Genomic DNA, 23,363 nt, shown 5'->3' on the forward strand with positions numbered 1-23,363 from the left:
AGTAAAACATAAAGTAAAATTTTATAATCTCAAGTATTACCGAAGAGTTTCTCCACCGCCTCCCTTTTTGCATCCGGTATAAGATGGCTATACCTCTCTGTCATTGCCAGTGTTTTATGCCCCATAAGTTCTTTAATCGTATAGATAGGTGTTCCCTGTATGGCAAGCCAGGAAGCAAATGTGTGGCGTAAGGTGTGGAAGACTACCTTGTCTCTTGGATCCGTTATGCCGTCATTTAGGCCGAGTTTTCTTACAACGGTTTTAAATGTTCCAGGGATTTGTTTATAGGGTTTTCCATTTCTGTGAAATACAAACCCGCTGGAATTTTTTGGTTTTTCTCTCTTGTATTTAGCATAAAGCAAATCTCTTAGGCTGTCTGTCATATATGCAACCCTGCTTTCACTGTTCTTAGGGTCTTTTATTGTGATTATGCCGTTTTGAAAGTCTATATCTTGCCAGGTGAGATTTGCTATTTCGCCAAAACGCATACCGGTGTAAAGAGATAGATAGGCCATCTCATAAACTTGAATTGAATGTTTTTTAAGTTCACTGAGCAATTTTTCAGCTTCCTCTTTAGTAAGGAATCTCATTCTCCTGTTGTCCTTTTTGGGCTTTTTGACTTTTGCAGCTGGATTAGCACCAAAATAAAAACCCCACTCAATTGCCTTATTGAACACCTGGCGCATGACAGCAATGGCATATTCTATTGTTCTTGGTGCTTTTTCGTTTTTTATCATTTCTTTTTTGACTTTTTCTATGTCAAGAGGGGATATGTTGTTGAGCGTTTTTTTGTCTATAATAGGGAATATCCAGAGTCTTAGAAGGCTTTCCTCTCTATTGTATGATTTTTTTTCTTTTGCGTAAGGAAGGTATTTCTCTTTTACAAACTGCTCAAACGCTATTTTTGCTTGCCTTCGGTCGTAATATTCACCTGATACAAGTTCTGACTTAATTTTCGCTTCTATCTCTTTAGCACCCTGCAGGTTTGTGCCTGAAACTGTTTGCCTTACTCTCTTGCCGTGGAAGGAGACAGAAATCCTGAAAGTTTTATTTTGCTTGACAACATACCCGCATTTAGGGCATGATTTTTTCTTGGCAGAGTACTCCATCCTGCAGTTAGGACAGACAATGTATATTGCCATCTTAAGCCTCTCCCTATCATCCTGCTTGTGCCATAAGGGCACATTTCGGACAAACTCTCCGATAAAATAGCACAAAATGATAAAAAAATAAACAGTTTCCTAAAGAGAATAAATAGCCTATAATCGCTATTGTTATAGGCTATTTTAAAAAAAATATTGAGCAAACAAAGATATAAGATAATCCATTATCATTGTCTTAAAATCCCTTGGAGCTATGCTCCGTGTGGGTTCGATTCCCACCCTCGGCACCACTTAAATTCTCAGCAAGTCAAATATCATTCTTACCATATTTTCGTGCGTATGAGGATTATTAAATTTTTAATCTTTCTGTTTTTTGCAGTATTTTTACAAGTCTATAAAGCGTTTCATTTACAGGGACATCTATATCGAATCGATTAGCCAACTCGACCACATATCCATTTAGGTAATCTATCTCTGTCTTTTTACCCCTTTTTAGGTCTTCTCCCACGCTTGCGTTCCACTGCCTGGGTCTAAAGTTCATTGCATACTTAAAAACATCTTCTTTGAGTTTCTCTATATCAAAACTCAATTTTAAATTTCTTCCTACGCTTGCTATCTCATTCAAAGCCCTTTTTACTATCCAGCTTTCGTCTTTTTCGTATAGGCTTAACGTTGCCGTTAAGCTGTTAAGCGTGGCTGATGAGCAGTAGAACATAAATTTTTTCCATTTGTCCCTTTCTATGTTATCTGAAATCTTGATTTTTATGCCAACACTTTTAAATATTTCAGTAATATCTTCTGCTTTACTTGAATTATTGAGATTGCCTAAAATCATACCCTCATTTAGAAACTCCTCTATAGTTGAGTTGTCTATAAATTTTGAACCAATCATTACAGAGGCAGGGAATATTTGGTTTTTGTCAAAAAGCTCTTTGGCTACTTCTTCTGTATATATGCCATTTTGAATTGTAACTATATTGGCTTTAGGATTATATTTTTTTATCGTTTTAAGGTTCTCTTTGCTATCAAAGCTTTTTGAGGCTAACATAATAATTTTACAGTCTGAAATTGCTTCTGGGTTTTCTGTTATGTTTATGTTTTTTGTTGTTCTTTTTTTGTCAACTAAAAGTGTTAATCCTTTGCTTTTTATCGCATCGGCTATCCTTTTTTTAGATACGCATACTACGTCATATCTATCTTGAAGTTTAAATCCAAACCAAAGTCCTAAAGCACCAGCACAAAAAATTCCTATCTTTTCCATCTTCTCTCCTTTTTTGTTTTGATTAATTTATCAAAAGTTAATATAATTTTCAAAAATTAAAGGAGGTTTCTGAAATGTACGAGAGTATAGAGGTTTTGATTAACAATCATATTGGTTTTATAACGCTTGCAAAACCTGAAAACCTGAATGTGTTTACAAGCCAGCTGGCAAGGGAGCTTAACGATGCTTTGAGGGATCTGGATAAAAACATAGATGTTAGGGTGATTGTTATTAAAGCTAAGGGTAAGGGCTTTTCTGCAGGTATAGATGTATCAGAGCTGAAAGATAAAACCCATATGGAACTTTTAGAAACCACCCGCCTTATGGAGGAGATGAATCTTACATTAACCTCGATGAAAACGCCAACAATAGCCTCTGTTAAGGGTTTTGCCGTTGCAAACGGTTTTGGCCTTGTGGCTTTGTGCGATTTAGCTGTAGCAGAGGAGGGTACTAAATTTGGAGCAACGGCTATAAATGTGGGTTTGTCTTGTATCGGTCCTGCTGTTGCTTTGTCTAGGATTATAGGCAGAAAGAGAACACTTGAGTTGCTTTTAACCGGCAGGATCATTATGGCTGAGGAGGCCCTGGAGTGGGGTTTGATAAACAGGGTTGCCCCTAAAGGCAAGTTGGAAGAGGAAACAGTGAATTTGGCTGAAGAGTTGGCTAAAAAGAGTCCACTTGCTCTTCAGATAACAAGAGAGGCGTTTTACAAAATGTCAGACTTACCGCTTGAGAAGGAAATTGAGGTGGCAAATTATGCCTTCGCAGAAATTTGCACCTTAAAGGATGCAGAAGAGGGAATAAATGCCTTCTTAGAAAAAAGACAACCAAATTGGAAGCTTAAATAAGCTTGAAAAGCTTAAAAAGTCGTATATAATGAGGGTGGTTTTCGGGGCGTAGCGCAGTTTGGTAGCGCACCAGTTTCGGGTACTGGGGGTCGGCGGTTCGAGTCCGCCCGCCCCGACCACTTCTACATCGCCTCCACAAACGGTGCAAAGGCTAACACCTCTGTGTCATTTTCATGAACCAAAACCATATGCTCAAGCCTGATGCCGAGCTTGTTTGGTATGTAAATACCCGGTTCTATGGTGAAAATCATATTAGGCTGGATCACCATATCGTTTGTTGGGTTTAAAAAGGGAAACTCATGCACATCAAGGCCAACGCCATGTCCTGTGGAATGGATAAAATATTTGTCAAGATTGCGTTTTGCCAATTCCTCTCTTGCTCTTGCGTCGATCTGTTTTGCCGTGGTTCTGCCAGGCGCTATCATCTCTGTTGCAAAGAGTTGCGCATAGAATACGGCGTTGAACAACTCCTTTAGCTCGTCGGTTTTTTCTCCAATTAAAAATGTGTATGTTGTGTCTGAGTTGTATCCGTCTATACTTGCTCCAAAGTCTATTACAACAAACTCACCCTCTTTGATTTTTCTGTCTGTTGGTTTGTGGTGAGGGTATGCTGCATTAGGTCCACTTGCAACTATAGTATCAAAAGCTTCTTTCTCTGCTCCATTTTTTCTTAGTTGATAGGCTAACTCGTCTGCCAGCTCTTTTTCTGTAATGCCTGTTTTTATGGTGGGATAAACCTTTAAAAGTGCATTCCTGGCTATTAATGCTGCTCGTTTTATATTATTTATTTCTTCTTTTTCCTTTATTGCTCTGATTGTGAGGGTCTGGTTGGAAAAATCAATTATATTAAACCCCTCAAATGCTTTTAGTTGCTTTACTGTGGTTTTTGCAAAATCCAAACCAATGTTTTTTATTTTATTTGATTGTAAGTATTCTATTATATTGTCGAGGCTATTGGATAAAACAGCATCTTCTTTCAGTTTTTCCTGGGCTTTTTGAAAATATAGACTGCTTACAAAGAGTTTTACCTCATCTTTTATTAAAACAAATACGCCCTCTACATTTATATCGCAAAAGTATTTTATATCACTATCTGAAAACAATACAACTGCATCAATACTTGCCTCTTCCATTTTTTCTTTGAGTTTGTTTAACCTGTTTTCTCTCATATTTGACTCTCCTTAACAGTAATATTTCTTTTTTCCTTTGCTTTGTAAAGAGCGGCATCTGCTCTTTTTATGAGTTTTTCTATGGTTTCGTCATCTTTGTATTGGCTTACACCAAAGCTTGAGGTTATAGAGAATGTTTCATCTTTGTATTTGAATTTTAATTTCGATATGGCATTTCTGATTTTTTCTGCCACCTCGTAGGCACTATCTATATCTGTGTTTGGTAATATTATGATAAATTCCTCACCGCCGTATCTTGCTGCTATATCTGTTGCTCTTATTAATGACTTTACTGTTTTGCAAAAGCCCTTTAAAACTATATCACCAGCTAAATGTCCGTATGTATTATTAACCCTACTAAAATGGTCTAAATCTGCCATAATGATAGACATTGGCTGTTTGTATCTTTTGGCTCTTGCTATCTCTATTTTCAAAAAATGCAAAAGTCCCCGTCTATTGTATACTCCCGTTAGTGGGTCTATGATAAGGTTTTCTTCTGCTTTTTTTAGCTTTTCCTTGAGTTCCTCTATTGTTTTTTTTGCCTCGTCTATCTTTTTTGAATATTCTTCAAGTTCATTTTTCATATTTAGTGTAGTATCTTTTATCTTTATAGCTATACCTATAAGCCTTTTACTTAGCTCATCTACATCAACGTTACCATTTTTTATGGTGTTATTTATTTCTTCTATATGACCTTCAAATGTGTTTACATAGTTATTGGATGATGTAGTGAAAGTAGTTATAGTGTAGATCAAGGCTTTTAAGGCTTTGTCGAGCTTTTTTTGTAGGCTTTCTATGTATTCTTCCTCAAGTCTTTCTTTTTCTTCGACTATGGATTTTATCTCATCCCTGATTTCCTTCTCGTCTAATCTGTATGGGCTTGATGAGAGCTTTGTCTGGAGTTTTTGCACCTTTTCTAAATAGGGTTTTGCATCAGGGCTGTCGGTTTCTAAATCAAGTAGCTCAAAAAGAATATTTACGATGTCCCTGTAAACTATATCTTTGGAATCCTTTGTTGCCGTTCCAAGTTTAAAGAGTATATCTTTTGTTTTTTTTAGTTGCTCTATGTCTATTTTATTTTTTAGAAGTTCTTTAACCTCATCAAGGCTATTCTTCCAACGAGTGTCTGCTTCGGATGATTTTGCAAGTGTTATGAGTATACTGATGTTGCTTAGAAGTAGTTTGTTAAATTCATCCCTTTTCTGATGTATATATTCATCGTATTTTATAACAAAATCTGCTATAGAATCCCTTAAAGCTATGACTTTTGATGGATTTTCTTCAAATTTTATCTTTTTTACCTGTTCTTTGAATTTATCTATTTGACTATCTATAGCTTCGTCGTTTGCTTTTAAAGCTATAAGCAGATGTATAATTGCGGTTGAGAGATTCTCGATATAAACAGAACAGTGTGTCTTGCCGGACTTAGGTTTTCTTAGCATTAACAGTTCCTTTTAAAAAACATTAATTTGACAAAACAAAAAAATCCAACTAACTTATACTATAGCAGAATGTCGTCTTTTGTTCAATTTTTAGGTGCTATTTAATGGTAAAAACCGACTACTTTGCCGATGTATTAAAAACTAATCTCCTCATATTGTTTGTTAGGCTGCTTTCTGTCTCCGGAGCTGTCATTTGGGTTACCTATCCCAATCTCTATCTTGCAAATCTCAATAAACTTCAGATTATTTACGTATATAACATAATAATTTATATTTATACGGCTTTATTTGTTATAAGATTTTTCATACCCAAGCATAGTAAACGTTCCGAGGTGTTTTGTCTTTTTAGTTTTATCTTTGATCAGATTGTAATATCATATTTCACTTACAACACCGGCGGTTTTCCGAGTCCTTTTTATTCAGGTTATTTTGTAGTTATAACATTGTCTGCTTTTGTGCTTGGTACAAAACTCTCCTTGCTTGTTGCCTTTTTTGGTGCTGCTTTTTATGTAATGTTTAATTATACCTATGGAATAGGTATATACAACATTGTAGAAATTATTTACAGAATAATACCTTTCTTTATAATAGCATTGCCTACAGGCGTACTCAGTGATTTGGCTGAAAAACACTTGGAAGAGATAGGCTCCCTCAATGAAGAACTGAAGGAGAAAAACAGAAAGCTTGGCGATTCGCTGTTTAAGATAGAGAGAATGCAGAGGCAGTTGATAAAAAGAGAAAAAGAAAATGCTCTTCTTGAACTTACAGAAAGTGTTGCTCATAGGCTTAGAAATCCATTGATGAGTTTGGGTGGTATGGCATCTATTTTGGAGAAGAAAATAAAAAAAGGGGCAAATCCAGAGGAACTTGTAAAGTATATTGATTATATAAAAAGTGAAAGTAAGAATATAAGCTCTATAATAAACAACCTGCTTGAAATGAGCGACAAAAATGTCGAACTTAAGTTTGTAAAACTTGATGTTCTAATGGATGCTGTGTTAAGTGAATTTGATTTGGAAATAAAAAAGAACAATATAAAAGTAAACTTAAATGTGGAAAACATGCCGCCTATTAGGACGGATGAGAAAAAACTCAAAATTGCACTTCACAACATAATAGATAATTGCGTAAAGGTGATGAAGAATGGTGGTGAGTTGAGTATTGCTGTTGCGACTTCTAAGTCTGTCAGAAATACAGTGGAGATAACCATAAAGGATACAGGTCCTGGAATTCCCAAAAGTATAATAAAAAACATTTTCAAGCCATTTGAATCAGGCGGTAGTGTGAAAAAAGGCGTTGGTCTCCCAATAGCCAAGCACTCTATAGAAATACTCGGCGGTGAGCTTTATATAGAAAGTGAAATAGGTAAAGGTACGACCTTTAAAATACTACTTCCAATGTGAGGGGGAACATGAGAAAAACAATTTTAAGTGGCATGAGACCTACCGGTGCGTTGCACCTTGGAAACCTGTACGGTGCTTTAAAAAACTGGGTTAGGCTTCAAGAGGATGATAGCTATGAAAGATTCTATTTTGTTGCGGATTGGCACGCTTTAACAACAGGGTTTGATGCATCAGAGGATATTACAGAAAATACTCTGAATATGGTTATAGATTGGCTGGCGTTTGGGCTTGATCCAGATAATAATACCATATTTGTTCAGTCACTGGTTAAAGAACATGCTGAGTTGTTTTTGCTTTTATCTATGATAACCCCTGTGGGCTGGCTTGAGAGGGTGCCTTCATACAAAGACCAAATTGCCCAGCTTGGAAAAGCCAAGACATCAAACTATGGCTTTTTAGGCTATCCTGTGCTTATGGCAGCCGATATTATTATCTATAAAGCACATCTTGTGCCTGTTGGTTTAGATCAGGTAGCTCACCTTGAATTTGCCAGGGAACTTGTAAGGCACTTTAACCACCTGGTCAAGAAGGATGTATTTATTGAGCCGCAGCCTCTCTTAACTGAGGTTCCAAAGATATTGGGGCTTGATGGCAGGAAAATGAGTAAATCATACAATAACGCCATATATCTGTCAGATAGTGAAGAAGAGACGCAGAAAAAGATAAAAGTTATGTTTACTGATCCAAGAAGAAAGAGAAAGACAGATCCTGGCATTGCTGAAGAGTGTGGTGTGTTTATGCTTCATAAAATATTTACACCAAAAGAAAAACAGGAAGAAATAAAGCTTGCATGTTCTAAGGCCCAGATAGGTTGCGTTGAGTGCAAAAAACTTCTTACAAAAAATGTGAACGAGGGTTTGTCTGAAATAAGGGATAAAAGAAATCAGCTTATAAAAAACAAAGGGAAGGTTAAAGAAATACTTATTGAGGGCTCAAAAAAAGCTTCTAGAAAAGCAAAAGAAACTATGGAAGAGGTGAGGGATGCAATTTTTTCAAAAGCGAGATTTGGATAAAATAGAAAAAGACTTAAAGAGTAAAAACACCCTTAACAATAAAAGCGCATTGTACTTTTTGATAGACCATATATTAACTCAGCATCAAAGGTATGAGGAAAATTACAGCCTTATTATGTTTGAGAGCAAAATCGGAAAGAATGTAGATTCAAGTTGTATAGAGTTAAAACAGGACAAAATCGATAAAATTGTGGCAGATAAGCTTAAAAGTGTTTGTAGAAAAAGCGATATGTTGTTTCATTGTGATGATGGGTTTTTTTGTATCTTAACAAGGGTGTTTGAAGGGGATGATACGGTTATGTTTTGTAAAAAGTTAGATAAGCATTTAAGCAATTTAGAATACGATGATGATTGCAGATTGAGTATAGATTTAAAATTTGGCGTTACATTTTCAAAGGATAAGGACACCGTTGAGGCTTTCTCTCAACGGGCCTTTGAAGCTTTGAGTAAGGCTGGCGAGGTTTCAGAAAAGATAATAGTTAAAGTTTAGTATTTGCTTAGAATTTTTTTGTCTATAAAGTTTGTGTCGTAATTGTTGTTTATAAAATCCTCGGTAATGAGGAGTTTTTTGAAGAAATCGATGCTGGTTTTTACACCCTCTACAACAAACTCATCCAGGCATCTGAGCATCCTTAGGCGGGCTTCCTCTCTTGAATTTCCCCTGACTATTAGTTTTGCTATCATCGAATCGTAAAACGGTGAGATGTTTGAGCCGCATTTGATAGCCGTATCTACCCTTACACCAGGGCCTCCTGGTATGAAAAGGGAGGTTATATTGCCCGGTGATGGATAAAACTTAACCGGGTCTTCTGCGTTTATCCTGCATTCTATAACGTGAAATTTGGGTTTTACAGCCGATTGGGTAAAACTTATCTCTTCTTTGGCGGCTATCCTTATTTGCTCTTTGATTAAATCAACACCGTATGCCATCTCTGTTACAGGGTGTTCGACCTGAATGCGAGTATTTATCTCGATGAAGTAGAAATTTTCGCCATCAAACAGAAACTCAAGTGTTCCTGCATTTTTGTAGTTTAAAACCCTTGCGGCTTCAACGGCGGTTGATAGAAGATTTTTTCTTATCTCTTCTTTTAGGACAACGGAGGGTGCCTCTTCCAATAGTTTTTGATGTCTTCTTTGTAATGTGCAATCCCTCTCACCTACATGAACCACATTCCCATACTCATCTGCCAGTATTTGCACTTCTATATGTCTTGGATGCTCGATAAATTTCTCAAGATAGATATCCTCTTTGCCAAACGACGCCCTTGCCTCCATCTTAGCGGCTGAGTATGCCCCGATAAGCTCTTCTTTGCTTCTTACAACTCTCATGCCCTTGCCGCCGCCACCCCATGCAGCCTTAAGCAATACAGGATATCCGATCTTTTCTGCTGTTTCTATAAGTGTTTCTTCGTCTTTTATTGATCCTCTACTTCCCGGAATAGTCGGTATGCCGTTATCCTCTAAAATCGATTTTACAATTGATTTGTCTGCTAGTCTTTCCATAGTTTCTGCATCAGGACCTATGAATGTGACACCAAGGTCGTTGCATACCCTGACAAAAGCCGGGTTTTCAGATAGAAAGCCGTATCCTGGGTGAACGGCATCACATTTGGAGTTTACTATGGCCTGCGCCATGTTAAACAGATGAAGATAGCTTTTGGATGCCTCGGCTGGCCCTATGCATATGGCCTCATCAGCCAATTTGACATGCATGGAATCCTTATCCTCTGTTGAATATACGGCGGTGGTTTTTATACCCAACTCTTTTGCCGCCCTTATTATCCTTACCGCTATTTCTCCCCTATTTGCTATGAGGATCTTTTTAAACATCAATCCAACCTCTTGACAAGGAATAGTGGTTGGTCGTATTCGACCTTTTGGGCATTTTCGACCAATATCTTTTCAATTCTACATGGGAATTCAGCCTCAAGCTCGTTCATTATCTTCATAGCCTCTAATATACACAATACGTCACCCTTTTTGACCTCATCGCCGACCTCCACATAAGGTGGTGATGTCGGAGATGGTGCCCTGTAAAATGTAGCGACCATTGGAGATTTAATTTCAACAAGACTTGGGTCTTCTTGAGTTTGTTTTACCTGTTTTTCTTCTGTTTTTGGTTCTTCCTTGGGTTTTTCCTGCTCAACAACTATGGCTTGCGGTTGAGGTAGGACATTCTCAGCAACAAATGCCTCTTTTTTCTTTAAAATAATCTGAATCTCTTCGTCTTTGTATTCAAATTCAACAAACTGGCTTTTTTCTACAAAACGCATAAGTTCCTTTAAGGATTTCAGATCCATAGCACAACCTCCCATTTCATAATCATGAAAATATACCAAAATTGCCCATCAGTTTCAAATTATATTAAGATTTTAACTTATAATTGCTTATTTTAACAATTTCTGGAATGTTTCCTTGTTAAGTGGTTTTGAAAAGAGATATCCTTGAATATAGTTGCAGCCCATTTCCCTCAATATATTAAATTGTTCCTGTGTCTCAACACCTTCTGCTATGGTTTTTAGATCAAATTGTCTTGCTATGTCAATTATGAGTTTAACAAGCTTTAAATCTTTCTCACTGCTTACCATATTTCTTATAAATGACATATCTATTTTGATAATATCAATAGGAAGTTCTTTTATGTAGGTTAATGATGAATAGCCAGTTCCAAAATCATCAACAGCTATCTTTATTCCAAAGTTTCTTAATCTCTCCATTATGGTTTTTGTGTATTCTGTATTTTCTAAAAATACCCTCTCCACTATTTCAATTGTTAAGAGCTCGCCTCTAATATTGTATTCATTAAGTGTTTCCTTGATGAATGGCACTATGTAATCTCTTTTGAAGCTTTTTGGAGAAATATTAATGGATATAGGAATTTCTCTTTTTAAAGAGGCAATTGTTTTTATGGCCTCTTGTATGATTTGTTCTTCTACATCCATGATTAGGTTTGAATTTTCTAAAACATCTATAAACTCAAGTGGAGGAATAACTTTACCATCGTGAATCCATCTTAGAAGACTTTCTGCCCCGGCTATCTGTTGGGTTTTGACATCGTAGTAGGGTTGATAAAAGAGTGTAAATTCCTTGTTTTTTATGGCTTCTTGCAGTTTGTTTCTTAGCTTTACTATTTTTACGGCTTTTTGTTGGATTTTCTCCCTGAAGAAGTCTATCTCATTTTCTCCAGAGCGTTTAGCGCTCATTAGTGCTGCTTCAGCTTTAATCAGGAGTTCTTCGGCATTTTTGCCATCCAATGGATAAAAGCTTGCTCCTATGTAAAAGGTTGGAATAATGGTGGACTTTTCAAGTTTTATGGGTTTTACTATCTCATTTAAGGCATTGTTCAGTCTGACTACTGCATCCTCTTCTGATGGTAGGTTCTCTATTAAAAGGGTAAATTTATCGCCCTCAAGCCTACCTGTTATATCGTTGTTTTTTAATAGTTGAGTGAGTCTTGTTGCTGTTTTTTGTATAATTAAATCCCCGGTTTTATATCCATAAATCTGATTGATATATGAGCAATTATTTATGTCTATTATGGCCATGCAGCATATAGTATTCTCTTTGTTTTGTTTTAGTATATTATTTGCCTGTTTAATAAACTCTTCTTTTTTAGGAAGTTTAGTTAAATTGTCATATTTTGAGAGAAAGATTAGTTTTTCTTGAAGTTCCTTTTCTTTTGTTATATCTTTTCCAACAGCTATGTAATATTGAATTCGATTGTTTTCTTTGTATGGTATGATAGTAGTATAACCTTCGATGAGTCTACCATCTTTTGTTCTATATGTGAATATGTCGCTAAATATCTGGCCTTTTCTTAATGTTTTTGCCAATCTTAATAGGAATTCCTTATCGTGAGTTTTTGATGAAAATATGGAATGCCTTTTACCCGTTATCTTTTCTCGAGTATATCCGTGAACCTTTAAGGCCTCTTCGTTCATATAAATTATTCTAAAGTATCTGTCCAATATTACTACATAAGAGAAACCAGAATTTAGGGCTATTGAAATTATTTTATTCCATTTTTGTTGCCTTATTCTACTTAAGGCTGCAGATATATCTTGTTTCATCTGACTCAAAAGATTATAAACCTGTTTATCTACATTCAGCCTTTTATTGAATGTAGCAACCAAACATCCCACGACTTTGGAGTCTATACTTATGGGTATAGCAAAACAGCTTCTTATATTGTAGAGTTTGGCTATTTTCTTAAATATTTTTGATATCTTTTTGTCTTTATCTATATCTTTGGATATTTTTATATGATTTTTCTCAATAGCTCTAAGAAATGGAGGTTCTATTGATTTCATTTTTTTTAACTCAATATTATTTATTGTTGTTTTTAGCTCAGAAATGAATTTTTCAAATTCAGCGTTCTTAAATGCAATGTGGGTCAGATGGATTTTTGATTCTGATATTACCATAGAGAATGAAACAGATGCATTTAGATTTTCAACCAGCACGCCGCATAGCTGTGACAAAATTTCTGTTTCTTCTTTGGCCGATATGATAATCTCGTTTATACGATAGAGTGTTTTGTAAAGGTTATTTAATTGTGCTATCTTTTCTTCTTGTAGCTTTCTTAATGATATATCTTTTATAAAACTGACGAATTTTATGAGTTTTTTATCTTTGCGTATGGGAACTACCGTTAGTTCAACTGGTATTGAGGTTTTATCTTTTCTTATTATAGTTGTCTCAGTATTAAACTTGCCTGCTTTTACAACATTTTCTTTTATTTTTTGATTTTTTTGAGTGCATTCATTAATGCCGTCTGTGACAAATGAGGGTGTTTTAGTGAGTAGCTCCTTTAGCTCAAATCCCGTTATTCTTTCTGCTGCTTTATTTATGAATTCTATTTTACAATCATTATCGGTTATTATTACTCCTTCATCAATTCTATCTAAAACCCTCTCTATAAGATTTATGTAGAAATCCTTCTCTATTTTTGTTAAGGCAAACTCAAGATTGCCTTTTAGTTCTTTTAAAAGTTCAAGGTTTTCTTTCTTAAATGCATTTTTTTTATTTGAAAAGATGAGAAGAATGTATTGGATTTTATTGTGTTTTTTTAATGGAATGGCGCAATTTGAAAGGAAGCCATATTTAAGAAGATCTTTTCTCCAGAATTCCATTATGGGGTTTGTCTGTGTATCGGGGTTTATTATTATCTCTCCATTCCTAAAGGCCAAAGCAGCAGTGCCTTTGCCAGAAGGGGATTCACCATCAACGCTTGCCACTACGTTTTTAAAAAATTCTTTGGCTTTGCCTGGATGGTACTTGATTTTTATGGTTTTATTATCCTCTATTTTTGCAACAACGGCAGCCTTGTATCCGATGTTTGTCAGGATAGAACATGCTTTTTCGAATAATTTACTTTCTTCAGGTTCTTTTATAATCAGCTGATTGATGTCTTTCAATGCTGTGTATATTTGTCTTAGGTTTTCCTCCTCTGTTGAGTCTATAATGATGACTATGCCTATAGGTTTAAAATCCAGAAGGATTGTATTTGTATATATGTTAACTGTCTTGAGTTGACCATTTTTTGTAATTAGCTTAACGTTTTTGTATGAGGCTGTGAATTTCTCTCCATTGAGGCGTTTATTGACATTTCTAAAACATATATCTCTGTACGGTTCTTCAATCAGATTGCATATATGGGCATTCTTTAGATCTTGAAATTCAAAACCGGTTATCTTTTTTATCGTGTTGTTTGTGAATACTATTCTTCCCTCGTTTTGGTATAGGATTATGCCAACATTTGTTATAGCGTTTAAAACTTGAGATATTATTTCTTCTTCTGTCGTCTTTCCAGTAACATTCATGCTAAAATTTTATGTTTAGTTGACCTATATTGTCAACAATTAATATAACTTAATATAACTGAATATTACACTTTGATTTATAGTTAAAGTCTAAGGCTTTTTCTTCCAAGCAGACTTTCTTTGTGATATTCTTCTGTTATGGCAAGAACGGGGATTACAAACCTACCGCTTCATGGTGGTAAGGCTCCCAAGTGGCTTTTTGATAAAATGGTTGAATTATCGGAGCAGTTAATTTACCTGTTGGTTCTTGAGTACTCTCAGGATGGCTTTCTTAAAAAGTTATCCGACCCTTTTTGGTTTCAGTCGTTTGGATGTTTGCTTGGATTTGATTGGCATTCAAGTGGTTTAACCACCACAGTTTGTGGCGCTTTGAAGGTAGCACTTAATAATGGCATCTCAAGCGAGTTGGGTGTATTTGCCGCCGGGGGTAAGGGCAAAACGGCCATTAAAACACCTGATGAGATAGATATTGTATCAGGTAGGTTTTCCCTTGATGGTGATAGGCTAAAATATGCAAGCAAAATGGCCGCCAAGGTGGATAATGCAGCCCTTCAGGATGGTTATAGGCTCTATCACCATGTTATATTTTTCACAAAAAACAATAGATGGTGTGTTATACAGCAGGGGCTTAACGATAAGACATCTTTTGCAAGGCGATATCATTGGCTGTGGGATATAGAAAGCTTTACCGAAGAGCCCCATAAGGCTATATGCTCACAGAAAAAGGAAGGGCTTGTGTTGGACCTAACAGCAAAAGAGAGCCTAAACACCCAGAAGGATAGTGTTGAGTTTTTAAATATGCCAGCTAACATCATAGAAAAAGAGCTTAATGATATAGCTTATCTGGATATGCCAAAAAGACATTACATAACAACAATGGATTTTGATGTTAAAAGGCTAAAAAGGGTTTTGCTTAGGATTTCACATGAATCCCCGAATACGTTTGAAAAGCTGCTCGGTATTAGGGGTGTGGGCGAGAAAACCTTAAGGGCTTTGAGTTTGATTTCTGAGGTGGTATATGGTGATAAACCATCTTATAAAGATCCTGCCCGGTTTTCATTTGCACATGGGGGCAAGGACGGTCATCCATATCCTGTTAATTTAGAGGTTTACTCAGAAAGCATAGAAACCCTAAAAAGTATTGTTTCAAAAGCAAAAATAGGTTATTATGATAAAGTAAAAGCTTTGAAGAGGTTGAGTCGCTTAATTTAATATTTTTCGCTTGATAAACAAATTAAATTTTCTATAATATCCCTTCAAAGTTAGGGGGGAGCTATCTTAATCCATAACTCAAATTTTTAAGGAGGGGTGATGAAACTTACAGGGTCTCAAATTTTTATAGAAAGCTTAAAAAAGGAAGGTGTAGAATACCTCTTTGGTATACCGGGAGGTGCCATAATAGACCTTCATGATGAATTGTACAAGCAGGATGATGTTAAATTTATCCTGACAAGGCATGAACAGGCGGCAGTCCACATGGCCGATGGTTATGCCAGAGTTACAGGCAAACCAGGAGTGGCGCTTGTTACAAGCGGTCCTGGTGCTACTAATACCGTAACAGGTATCGCAACTGCCTACATGGATTCAATTCCAATAGTTGTTTTTACAGGCCAAGTTCCAACACATTTAATAGGTAATGACGCATTCCAGGAAGCTGATATTGTTGGGATGACTCGCTCATGCACTAAATACAACTTTTTGGTTAAAGATGTAAAAGACTTGGCATATACAATAAAAAAAGCCTTTTATATAGCAACTACAGGCAGACCGGGACCTGTTTTAATTGATTTTCCTAAGGATGTTCAAGTTGCAAAAGCCGATTTTGAATACCCTGAAAGTATTCATATAAGGGGATATAATCCGACCTATCATGGAAACCCAAAGCAGATAAGAAAAGTGGTAAAAGCTATAGCACAGGCTAAAAAACCGCTTCTTTATGTTGGTGGCGGTGCTATTATGTCGGGTGCCCATGAGGAGATATATAAACTCGCAAAAAAACTTCATATTCCTGTATTTACAACTCTGATGGGTATTGGCGCTTATCCAGAGGATGATGAACTAAGTCTTGGTATGGCTGGAATGCACGGCACATACAGGGCAAATATGGCTATTCAATATTGTGATCTTTTAATATCTGTAGGCGCAAGGTTCGATGATAGGGTTACCGGAAAGGTTAGCGAATTTGCTCCTCATGCTAAAGTTGCTCACATAGATATAGATCCGACAAGTATAAGTAAAAATATAAAAGTGGACTATCCACTGGTGGGCGATGCAAAGCTGGTTTTAAAAGAGATGCTTCCGTTATTTGATGAATATTCCTCTATTAATTGGAGAGAGGTTAGAAAACCGTGGCTTGAACAGATAGAGAAATGGAAAAATGAGCATAGACTTGCATACAATACCGAAACAGAGGAGATTCTACCCCAGTACGTAATAGAATTACTTGCAAAATTAACAAAAGATGACGATCCAATAATATCAACTGAGGTTGGCCAACATCAAATGTGGGTAGCTCAATTCTATACCTTTAAAAACCCCAGAAGGCTTTTAACCTCAGGTGGACTTGGCACTATGGGCTATGGATTTCCAGCAGGAATTGGTGCAACATTTGCAACAGATAAACCGGTATACGTTTTTGCTGGAGATGGTTCTTTTCAGATGAACGAGCAGGAGCTTGCCACAATAGTGGCCTATAATAAACCGGTAAAGACAATAATCTTAAATAATGGCTATCTGGGGATGGTAAGACAATGGCAGCAGCTGTTTTACGGTCGAAGGTATGCAAATACAGATATAGAAGTTCAGCCTGACTTTGTTAAGCTTGCGGAAAGTTATGGTATTAAAGCAGGAAGGATCAAGAAAAAGGAAGAGGTTGAGGATGCACTTTTAGAGCTTAAGAATCACGATGGTCCTTATTTGTTGGATGTTATTATAGCAAGGGAAGAGAATGTTTATCCTATGGTGCCTGCAGGTGCGCCACTTAACAATATGCTACTAACTTAAAGGGGTGGGGGCAATGAAAAGAATATTTTCAGTTATAGTTGAAAATCAGTCTGGTGTACTTTCAAGAATAGCAAATCTATTCGCTGCAAGGGGTTATAACATAGAGTCACTAACGGTAGCACCCATAAACGAAAAAGGTTTGTCAAGAATGACTATAGTAACAGATGGCGATGAGCAGATTCTCGAACAAATAGGAAAACAGCTAAATAAACTTATAGATGTTATCAAGGTGATAGAATATGGCGATGACCCTTATGTTGAGCGTGAGATGGCTCTAATAAAAATGCATACGGATATGAGTAGTAGGGCTGAAGTGCTAAGGATAGTTGATATATTTAGGGGTAAGGTTGTTGATGTATCACATAACTCATATACAATAGAGGTTACAGGGGATTCTGAAAAGATTGATGCAATTTTGAGTTTACTTGAGCCTTTGGGTATAAAAGAGCTTGCAAGAACAGGAAAAGTATCTATGATTAGAGAGAAGAAAAGATAAGGAGGAAGGTCAATGGCTTTGAATGTCTACTACGAAAAGGATGCGGATTTATCTTTGATAAAATCCAAAAAGGTGGCTGTAATAGGTTACGGTTCACAGGGTTATGCCCATTCTAACAACTTAAAGGATTCTGGGTGTGATGTGGTTGTAGGTTTAAGAAAAGGTTCAAAATCTTGGCAAAAGGCAGAGAATGCTGGTTTGAAGGTTATGGAAACGCACGAGGCTGCACAATGGGCTGATGTGATAATGATTTTAGCGCCAGATGAGTTGCAGCCAGAGATTTACAAAGAGTCTATAGAGCCATATCTTAAAGATGGTGATACAATAGCCTTTGGTCATGGTTTTAATATACATTACGGGCAGATTGTTCCAAAGCCTACAATAAACGTTATGATGATAGCACCCAAAGGTCCAGGGCACCTTGTTAGGAGGGAATATGAAAGGGGTATGGGTGTTCCTATGCTTATAGCAGTGGCTCAAGACTATTCTGGTAACACCAAGGAGTTGGCCTTGAGTTATGCAGCAGCTATAGGTGGCGCAAGGGCTGGTGTTATTGAGACTACATTTAAAGATGAGACAGAAACAGACCTTTTTGGTGAACAGACCGTTTTGTGCGGTGGCGTTACTTCTCTTGTTAAGGCTGGATTTGAGACGCTTGTTGAGGCTGGATACCCTGAGGAAATGGCATATTTTGAGACATTTCACGAACTTAAGCTTATTGTTGATTTAATGTATGAGAGCGGAATCCAGGGTATGAGGTATTCTATATCCAATACGGCCAAATACGGTGATCTTACAAGGGGTCCTAGGGTTATAGATGATAGCGTAAAGCAGCGAATGAAGGAGATTTTATCAGAGATACAGGATGGAAGCTTTGCAAGGGAGTGGGTGTTAGAAAATAAGAGCGGAAGAACTGTATTTAATGCTTTGCTCAAAAAAGATAAAGATCATCTAATCGAAAAGGTAGGTCAGCGTTTAAGAAAGATGATGCCTTGGATTGAGGAGAATAAGGCTATTGATGAATCTAAGAACTAAAGAAAGCGATATTATAGCAAAAGAGGGCTATCCATTTATTTCAGGAGGGATAGCCTCATCTTTACTTTTCTATAAGTTTGGATTAAAGAGTCTGGCTATAGCGGGTGCTCTATTTGGTGGTTTTAGTCTTTATTTTTTTAGAAATCCAAAAAGACAGCCGCCTATTTTGAAGAACGCCCTTATAAGCCCTGCAGATGGTAAAATTGTATTTATAGGCGATGCCTATGAGCGCTATTTTTTTAAGAAAGAGACTAAACGCATAAGTGTGTTTATGTCTCTGTTTGATGTTCACATAAATAGGGCTCCGGCAGACGGAGTTGTTTTGGATAGTATCTATAATAAAGGTAAGTTTTTACCTGCAAATGTAGATAAAGCATCAACGGATAATGAGCAAAATGCGTATTTTATAGAGACAGCTTGCGGTAAAAGGATAGTTGTTGTGCAAATTGCAGGTCTTGTGGCAAGAAGGATAGCGGTGTATAAAGAGCCAAATGATAAGTTAAAACGTGGAGAGATCATAGGTCTTATAAGGTTTGGTTCAAGGGTCGATGTATACATTGAAGATGAATTCGAAGAGGTTGTCTATTTATCAGAGAAGGTTAGGGCGGGAAAGACAGTTTTGGGGCTGTTTAAATGAAACGCAGTAAAGCCGTTTATATTTTACCAAATCTATTTACAAGCCTAAATTTAGCAGCTGGTTTTTATAGTATTTTGCTTGCACATTCTGGTAAGTTTTTGCTTTCGGCCTGGGTAGTCATGTTTGCTGTAGTATTTGATAACCTAGACGGTAAAGTAGCTAGGCTTACACATACAGAAAGTCAATTTGGCGTTGAATACGATTCGTTAAGTGATCTTGTAAGTTTTGGTGTTGCACCGGCGTTTCTTATGTATGTGTTTGTTTTGAAAGATTTTGGTCGTTTAGGTGTTATAGCTGCTTTTCTGTTTATGATATGCGGTGCTTTGAGGCTTGCCCGTTTTAATGTTCAGACAACGCATAGGGATAGTTTTATAGGACTACCTATACCGGGTGGTGCAAGTGTTGTTGCTGCTTTTGTGCTGGTTTTTATAAAGTTCGGAATAAATTCACATAAATACAATGTTTTATTTTTGGTTACTATGTATATACTCGCCTTTTTAATGATAAGCCCTCTAAAATACAGAAGCATGAAAAAGGCAAGTACCGATAAAACCATATCAATTCGAATATTTGCCCTAATAGTTATTATTATTTCTCTGATAGTGTTTAAACCTTACATATTTATACCGGCTCTTGTTGTTGGATATATGCTTTCTGGGCCTGTGGAGTATCTATATAAGTTGATTAAACCAAAAAGGGGGGTGGCTTATGAGCAGGAAGATAGTAATATTTGATACTACCTTAAGGGATGGTGAGCAATCACCTGGTGCAAGCATGAATATAAATGAAAAGGTAGCGATAGCAAAACAGCTTGAAAGGTTGGGTGTAGATGTAATAGAAGCTGGTTTTGCTGCTGCAAGTCCGGGCGATAAGGAGTCAATAGCAGAAGTTTCAAAGGTTCTCGAAAAACCAATAATTGCATCGCTTGCAAGGGCAGTGAAAAAGGATATAGAGGCAGCGGCAGAAGCTCTAAAGAATGCAAAGAGAAAAAGGATTCATACCTTTATTGCAACAAGCCCTGTGCATGTTGAAAAAAAGCTTGGAATGAGCTATGAGGCTGTAAAAGAAGCAGCTATAGATGCTGTTAAATACGCAAGAAACTTTACAGACGATGTGGAGTTTTCTGCTGAGGACGCAACAAGGAGTGATTGGGATTATTTATGTGAGATATTTGAAGGTGCTATAAATGCTGGTGCTGGTACAATAAATATACCAGATACTGTGGGCTATACAACGCCTCAAGAGTACTATGATCTTATAAATTATATATTGAATAAAGTTCCAAATATAGACAAGGCTGTTGTAAGTGTTCACTGCCACAACGATTTGGGTATGGCTGTGGCCAATTCACTTTCTGCTGTTTTAGCTGGTGCAAATCAGGTAGAGTGCACGATAAATGGTATAGGTGAGCGCGCTGGCAATGCTGCCTTAGAAGAGATAGTTATGGCCTTAAAGGTTAGAGCTGATTTTTATAAAGATTGCTATACTGATATAAACACAAAAGAGATCTATACAACAAGTAGGTTGGTTAGCAAACTGACTGGTTTAAAGGTTCAGAGAAATAAGGCTATAGTTGGAAAGAATGCGTTTGCTCATGAGGCCGGTATACACCAAGATGGCGTGATAAAAGAGAAAAGCACTTATGAGATAATGAAACCGGAGGATGTGGGTATAGATACAAGCAAACTTGTTTTGGGTAAGCATTCTGGAAGACACGGTCTTGAGGAAAGACTAAAAGAGCTTGGGTATAACCTAACTAAAGAACAAATAGATGATCTATTTGTTGAGTTTAAAAAGTTGGCTGACAAGAAGAAAGAGATATACGATGAAGATTTAATGGCGCTTATTGAGGATAAATTTAAACTTATACCTCAGGTGTATGAACTTGTTTCTCTGCAGGTTGTGGCTGGAAATGCCGCATCACCTACGGCTACAATTAAACTTGTAAAAAACGGTGAGGAGTTTGAAGATGCTGCTTTAGGGGATGGTCCCGTTGATGCTACATTTAAGGCCCTTGAGAGGATTACATATGTCAAGGGTAGACTTATTAGCTACGATATTCAGGCTTTAACAGAGGGTAAGGATGCAATAGGTGAGGTTACTGTGAAAGTATACTTCCCAAGTATAGATACGACTATTATAGGTAGAGGAACATCGACAGATGTTATTGAAGCCTCGGCAAAAGCTTATTTGGATGCAATAAATAAAGCTTTGATGAGAATGTGAGATGCCTGAAGATAAATTAATAAGTTGTAGTGTTTGTGCATGGAGAGCAACATGTGCTAAAAGATTTTCATCTGGTGATAGTGTTGCTCTCCACTGCCCAGATTTTACTTTTGATATTACTTTAAAAATTAAGGAGAAGAAAAAAGATAATGATAACACCAGAAGCAAGAAAGACAATTCTAAACAAAGCTCTTGAGATAGCAAAGACGCTACAAAAAGTAACTCTAATTGCATACTATCAAGATATCGCGGATTACATTGAGGATGATGAGCTTTTTAAGGAAAATAATGGAGTAAAGAAAATAATAGTAATGAAAGAAGATGAATACGAGGAAAACGGCGAAATTGTAGAGCAAATCGAGAAAATAGGTCAAATAATAAAGGTTCCATCCATTATCTTTAACAGGGTAAATAAAATAAAGATAGCTTTAATGATGTGTACATCTTCAGGTATTTTATCTAAGGAAGATGATGTTATAGCTCTAAGCGGGACATCTAGTGGAGTTGATACTTTGATGTTTATTGATATATCCAAAGAGAAAGAACTTTTAAGTTTTAAAGGGGATATAGACTTAGAGAAGTCCGTCAAGCCTGAAGTGTTTGAAAGGGTATTAAGAGTGGCTCTTGAGCTTGCCAACCAGGGTAGAGAAGGCAAAAGCGTTGGAGCAATCTTTGTTTTAGGTGATAAAGAAAAGGTGCTTGAAAATATTAAGCAGATGATATTTAATCCGTTTAAGGGTTATTCTCCTGATGAAAGAAATATTTTAAAGGCAAACCTTGACGATACATTGAAAGAATACAGTTTACTTGATGGTGCTATTGTGATAGATTGTAATGGCGTTGTGGAGACTGCTGGTGCTTACATCTCGGTTTCTGCGTCGGTTGAAGATCTACCCAAGGGATTGGGTGCAAGACATATAGCAGCGGCCTCTATAACAGCCGTAACAAATGCCGTAAGTATAGTTGTATCTGAATCAACGGGTGATGTTACTATCTTTAGGAACGGGTCTATAATAACAAGAATAGAAAAGGTGAGCTGATGGTTTTGTTAGATGGTAAAGCGCTATCGAAAAAGATAAAAGAAGAGATAAAAAAAGAGGTTAAAATTTTAAAAGAAAAGGGTGTAATACCTGGATTGGCTGTTATTTTAGTAGGTGATAATCCAGCAAGTCAAGTTTATGTTAATATGAAAACAAAAGCCTGCGAAGAGGTGGGTATATACTCAATCAACCACAGGATGCCAGCAGAGATTACGGAAAATGAGCTTATAGATGTTATAAAGATGCTAAATAATAACCCTATGGTGCATGGCATATTGGTTCAGTTGCCCCTTCCTTCCCATATAAGGGAGGAGCGCATTATTGAGGCTATAGATTATACTAAAGATGTAGATGGTTTTCATCCTTACAACATAGGCAGGCTTGCAAGGGGCAATCCTTTATTTAGCTCCTGTACACCTTTGGGTATTATGAAGATGTTTGAGGAATATGCAATAGAGCTACAAGGCAAGGATGTTGTAATGGTTGGAGCTGGGAATATTACAGGTAAACCAATGACTTTGATGCTTCTGAATGCTAATGCAACTGTTCAGGTTTGCCATGTTTATACTCAAGATTTAAAGGAAAAAACAAAACAGGCTGATGTAGTTATATCGGCTGTAGGTAAACCGTCTTTAATAACGGAGGATATGGTCAAAGAGGGTGCTATTGTCATAGACGTGGGCATAAGTAGGGTTAATGGTAAAGTAGTAGGTGATGTAGATTTTGAAAATGTATCCAAGAAAGCCTCCTACATAACCCCTGTGCCTGGTGGTGTTGGCCCTATGACGATAGCCATGCTGCTTTACAATACTCTTCTGTCGGTTAAGTTAAAAGAAAAATAATTTTTATTGCAAAACTTTTAATA

The 23,363-nt window shown here is 36.8% G+C and carries 21 protein-coding genes and 1 tRNA gene; 15 read left to right on the plus strand and 7 right to left on the minus strand.

Annotated features, from left to right (window positions below):
• Nucleotides 1-29: 29 nt before the first annotated feature.
• A complete protein-coding gene (locus HIPMA_RS03580; RefSeq protein ID WP_013681706.1) occupies nt 30-1,142 on the minus strand; it encodes a tyrosine-type recombinase/integrase in 1,113 nt (370 codons plus the stop codon).
• Between the two features lie 310 nt (nt 1,143-1,452).
• Nucleotides 1,453-2,364: a ketopantoate reductase family protein gene (locus HIPMA_RS03585; RefSeq protein ID WP_013681707.1), complete on the minus strand. Its 912-nt coding sequence runs from the start codon at nt 2,362-2,364 to the stop codon at nt 1,453-1,455.
• A 74-nt stretch (nt 2,365-2,438) separates the two neighbouring features.
• Here HIPMA_RS03585 and HIPMA_RS03590 point away from each other — a divergent pair, with 74 nt between their 5' ends.
• Entirely contained in the window at nt 2,439-3,212 is a 774-nt protein-coding gene (locus HIPMA_RS03590) for an enoyl-CoA hydratase/isomerase family protein (protein WP_013681708.1), read from the plus strand.
• A 42-nt stretch (nt 3,213-3,254) separates the two neighbouring features.
• A tRNA-Pro gene (locus HIPMA_RS03595) sits at nt 3,255-3,331 on the plus strand.
• A gap of 3 nt (nt 3,332-3,334) precedes the next feature.
• On the opposite strand, the gene HIPMA_RS03600 is transcribed toward HIPMA_RS03595, so the two are convergent.
• Both HIPMA_RS03600 and HIPMA_RS09140 read right to left on the minus strand, forming a co-directional pair.
• Nucleotides 3,335-4,381 carry a M24 family metallopeptidase gene (locus HIPMA_RS03600; protein ID WP_013681709.1) on the minus strand — a complete coding sequence of 349 codons (1,047 nt, stop codon included), beginning with the start codon at nt 4,379-4,381 and terminating at the stop codon, nt 3,335-3,337.
• Nucleotides 4,378-5,823: a GGDEF domain-containing protein gene (locus tag HIPMA_RS09140; RefSeq protein ID WP_013681710.1), complete on the minus strand. Its 1,446-nt coding sequence runs from the start codon at nt 5,821-5,823 to the stop codon at nt 4,378-4,380. Before HIPMA_RS09140 ends, HIPMA_RS03600 begins: the two co-directional genes overlap by 4 nt.
• 104 nt (nt 5,824-5,927) lie before the next feature.
• On the opposite strand from HIPMA_RS09140, the gene HIPMA_RS03610 reads away from it, so the two are divergent.
• Genes HIPMA_RS03610 through HIPMA_RS03620 form a run of 3 tightly spaced genes read left to right on the plus strand, consistent with a single transcriptional unit; the run spans nt 5,928 to nt 8,729 of the window.
• Nucleotides 5,928-7,226, plus strand: coding sequence for a sensor histidine kinase (locus tag HIPMA_RS03610; RefSeq protein WP_013681711.1), 1,299 nt, complete (start codon nt 5,928-5,930; stop codon nt 7,224-7,226).
• A gap of 8 nt (nt 7,227-7,234) precedes the next feature.
• On the plus strand, nt 7,235-8,239 hold the full coding sequence (gene trpS, locus HIPMA_RS03615) for a tryptophan--tRNA ligase (RefSeq protein ID WP_013681712.1): 1,005 nt from the start codon (nt 7,235-7,237) through the stop codon (nt 8,237-8,239).
• Nucleotides 8,208-8,729 (plus strand): GGDEF domain-containing protein, encoded by a 522-nt coding sequence (locus tag HIPMA_RS03620; protein WP_013681713.1) that lies wholly within the window; start codon nt 8,208-8,210, stop codon nt 8,727-8,729. Before trpS ends, HIPMA_RS03620 begins: the two co-directional genes overlap by 32 nt.
• Here the strand turns inward: HIPMA_RS03620 and accC are convergent.
• The 3 genes from accC to HIPMA_RS03635 all read right to left on the minus strand — a co-directional run bounded on the left by accC (nt 8,726) and on the right by HIPMA_RS03635 (nt 14,061).
• On the minus strand, nt 8,726-10,069 hold the full coding sequence (gene accC, locus HIPMA_RS03625; RefSeq protein WP_013681714.1) for an acetyl-CoA carboxylase biotin carboxylase subunit: 1,344 nt from the start codon (nt 10,067-10,069) through the stop codon (nt 8,726-8,728). The genes HIPMA_RS03620 and accC overlap by 4 nt on opposite strands.
• On the minus strand, nt 10,069-10,539 hold the full coding sequence (gene accB, locus HIPMA_RS03630; protein ID WP_013681715.1) for an acetyl-CoA carboxylase biotin carboxyl carrier protein: 471 nt from the start codon (nt 10,537-10,539) through the stop codon (nt 10,069-10,071). Before accB ends, accC begins: the two co-directional genes overlap by 1 nt.
• A gap of 87 nt (nt 10,540-10,626) precedes the next feature.
• Nucleotides 10,627-14,061 (minus strand): EAL domain-containing protein, encoded by a 3,435-nt coding sequence (locus HIPMA_RS03635; protein ID WP_013681716.1) that lies wholly within the window; start codon nt 14,059-14,061, stop codon nt 10,627-10,629.
• A gap of 138 nt (nt 14,062-14,199) precedes the next feature.
• Between HIPMA_RS03635 and HIPMA_RS03640 the strand changes: the two genes are divergently transcribed.
• From HIPMA_RS03640 to folD, 10 genes are all read left to right on the plus strand, one after another.
• The gene (locus HIPMA_RS03640) at nt 14,200-15,273 is read left to right on the plus strand and encodes a DUF763 domain-containing protein (RefSeq protein WP_013681717.1); all 1,074 of its coding nucleotides are present in this window, start codon (nt 14,200-14,202) and stop codon (nt 15,271-15,273) included.
• Between the two features lie 99 nt (nt 15,274-15,372).
• Nucleotides 15,373-17,064 carry a biosynthetic-type acetolactate synthase large subunit gene (gene ilvB / locus HIPMA_RS03645; RefSeq protein WP_013681718.1) on the plus strand — a complete coding sequence of 564 codons (1,692 nt, stop codon included), beginning with the start codon at nt 15,373-15,375 and terminating at the stop codon, nt 17,062-17,064.
• A 13-nt stretch (nt 17,065-17,077) separates the two neighbouring features.
• On the plus strand, nt 17,078-17,560 hold the full coding sequence (gene ilvN / locus HIPMA_RS03650; RefSeq protein WP_013681719.1) for an acetolactate synthase small subunit: 483 nt from the start codon (nt 17,078-17,080) through the stop codon (nt 17,558-17,560).
• 18 nt (nt 17,561-17,578) lie between these two features.
• On the plus strand, nt 17,579-18,595 hold the full coding sequence (ilvC, locus tag HIPMA_RS03655) for a ketol-acid reductoisomerase (protein WP_041324301.1): 1,017 nt from the start codon (nt 17,579-17,581) through the stop codon (nt 18,593-18,595).
• Nucleotides 18,579-19,232 carry a phosphatidylserine decarboxylase family protein gene (locus tag HIPMA_RS03660; RefSeq protein WP_013681721.1) on the plus strand — a complete coding sequence of 218 codons (654 nt, stop codon included), beginning with the start codon at nt 18,579-18,581 and terminating at the stop codon, nt 19,230-19,232. Before ilvC ends, HIPMA_RS03660 begins: the two co-directional genes overlap by 17 nt.
• The gene (gene pssA / locus HIPMA_RS03665) at nt 19,229-19,966 is read left to right on the plus strand and encodes a CDP-diacylglycerol--serine O-phosphatidyltransferase (protein ID WP_013681722.1); all 738 of its coding nucleotides are present in this window, start codon (nt 19,229-19,231) and stop codon (nt 19,964-19,966) included. The genes HIPMA_RS03660 and pssA overlap by 4 nt, the downstream gene beginning before the upstream one ends.
• Nucleotides 19,941-21,458: a 2-isopropylmalate synthase gene (locus HIPMA_RS03670; protein WP_013681723.1), complete on the plus strand. Its 1,518-nt coding sequence runs from the start codon at nt 19,941-19,943 to the stop codon at nt 21,456-21,458. The genes pssA and HIPMA_RS03670 overlap by 26 nt, the downstream gene beginning before the upstream one ends.
• Nucleotide 21,459: 1 nt before the next feature.
• Nucleotides 21,460-21,654, plus strand: coding sequence for a hypothetical protein (locus tag HIPMA_RS03675; RefSeq protein WP_013681724.1), 195 nt, complete (start codon nt 21,460-21,462; stop codon nt 21,652-21,654).
• Nucleotides 21,608-22,498: a DNA integrity scanning protein DisA nucleotide-binding domain protein gene (locus HIPMA_RS03680; protein ID WP_013681725.1), complete on the plus strand. Its 891-nt coding sequence runs from the start codon at nt 21,608-21,610 to the stop codon at nt 22,496-22,498. Before HIPMA_RS03675 ends, HIPMA_RS03680 begins: the two co-directional genes overlap by 47 nt.
• Complete coding sequence (gene folD / locus HIPMA_RS03685) at nt 22,498-23,340, plus strand: bifunctional methylenetetrahydrofolate dehydrogenase/methenyltetrahydrofolate cyclohydrolase FolD (RefSeq protein WP_013681726.1); 843 nt, start codon at nt 22,498-22,500, stop codon at nt 23,338-23,340. The genes HIPMA_RS03680 and folD overlap by 1 nt, the downstream gene beginning before the upstream one ends.
• The last annotated feature ends 23 nt before the right edge of the window (nt 23,341-23,363 follow it).

The organism is Hippea maritima DSM 10411, assembly GCF_000194135.1.
In the GTDB taxonomy this organism is placed as follows: Bacteria; Campylobacterota_A; Desulfurellia; order Desulfurellales; family Hippeaceae; genus Hippea; species Hippea maritima.

What these genes read in the sequence shown, in the direction of transcription:
- HIPMA_RS03620 (WP_013681713.1), top strand. Translation starts at nt 8,208, where the DNA reads ATGCAATTTTTTCAAAAGCGAGATTTGGATAAAATAGAAAAAGACTTA.
- HIPMA_RS03660 (WP_013681721.1), top strand. Translation starts at nt 18,579, where the DNA reads ATGAATCTAAGAACTAAAGAAAGCGATATTATAGCAAAAGAGGGCTAT.
- ilvN (WP_013681719.1), top strand. Translation starts at nt 17,078, where the DNA reads ATGAAAAGAATATTTTCAGTTATAGTTGAAAATCAGTCTGGTGTACTT.
- ilvB (WP_013681718.1), top strand. Translation starts at nt 15,373, where the DNA reads ATGAAACTTACAGGGTCTCAAATTTTTATAGAAAGCTTAAAAAAGGAA.
- trpS (WP_013681712.1), top strand. Translation starts at nt 7,235, where the DNA reads ATGAGAAAAACAATTTTAAGTGGCATGAGACCTACCGGTGCGTTGCAC.
- HIPMA_RS03635 (WP_013681716.1), bottom strand. Translation starts at nt 14,061, where the DNA reads ATGAATGTTACTGGAAAGACGACAGAAGAAGAAATAATATCTCAAGTT.
- accC (WP_013681714.1), bottom strand. Translation starts at nt 10,069, where the DNA reads ATGTTTAAAAAGATCCTCATAGCAAATAGGGGAGAAATAGCGGTAAGG.
- HIPMA_RS03670 (WP_013681723.1), top strand. Translation starts at nt 19,941, where the DNA reads ATGAGCAGGAAGATAGTAATATTTGATACTACCTTAAGGGATGGTGAG.
- accB (WP_013681715.1), bottom strand. Translation starts at nt 10,539, where the DNA reads ATGGATCTGAAATCCTTAAAGGAACTTATGCGTTTTGTAGAAAAAAGC.
- folD (WP_013681726.1), top strand. Translation starts at nt 22,498, where the DNA reads ATGGTTTTGTTAGATGGTAAAGCGCTATCGAAAAAGATAAAAGAAGAG.
- pssA (WP_013681722.1), top strand. Translation starts at nt 19,229, where the DNA reads ATGAAACGCAGTAAAGCCGTTTATATTTTACCAAATCTATTTACAAGC.
- HIPMA_RS03640 (WP_013681717.1), top strand. Translation starts at nt 14,200, where the DNA reads ATGGCAAGAACGGGGATTACAAACCTACCGCTTCATGGTGGTAAGGCT.
- HIPMA_RS03600 (WP_013681709.1), bottom strand. Translation starts at nt 4,381, where the DNA reads ATGAGAGAAAACAGGTTAAACAAACTCAAAGAAAAAATGGAAGAGGCA.
- HIPMA_RS03590 (WP_013681708.1), top strand. Translation starts at nt 2,439, where the DNA reads ATGTACGAGAGTATAGAGGTTTTGATTAACAATCATATTGGTTTTATA.
- HIPMA_RS03610 (WP_013681711.1), top strand. Translation starts at nt 5,928, where the DNA reads ATGGTAAAAACCGACTACTTTGCCGATGTATTAAAAACTAATCTCCTC.
- HIPMA_RS03585 (WP_013681707.1), bottom strand. Translation starts at nt 2,364, where the DNA reads ATGGAAAAGATAGGAATTTTTTGTGCTGGTGCTTTAGGACTTTGGTTT.
- HIPMA_RS03680 (WP_013681725.1), top strand. Translation starts at nt 21,608, where the DNA reads ATGATAACACCAGAAGCAAGAAAGACAATTCTAAACAAAGCTCTTGAG.
- HIPMA_RS03675 (WP_013681724.1), top strand. Translation starts at nt 21,460, where the DNA reads ATGCCTGAAGATAAATTAATAAGTTGTAGTGTTTGTGCATGGAGAGCA.
- HIPMA_RS09140 (WP_013681710.1), bottom strand. Translation starts at nt 5,823, where the DNA reads ATGCTAAGAAAACCTAAGTCCGGCAAGACACACTGTTCTGTTTATATC.
- HIPMA_RS03580 (WP_013681706.1), bottom strand. Translation starts at nt 1,142, where the DNA reads ATGGCAATATACATTGTCTGTCCTAACTGCAGGATGGAGTACTCTGCC.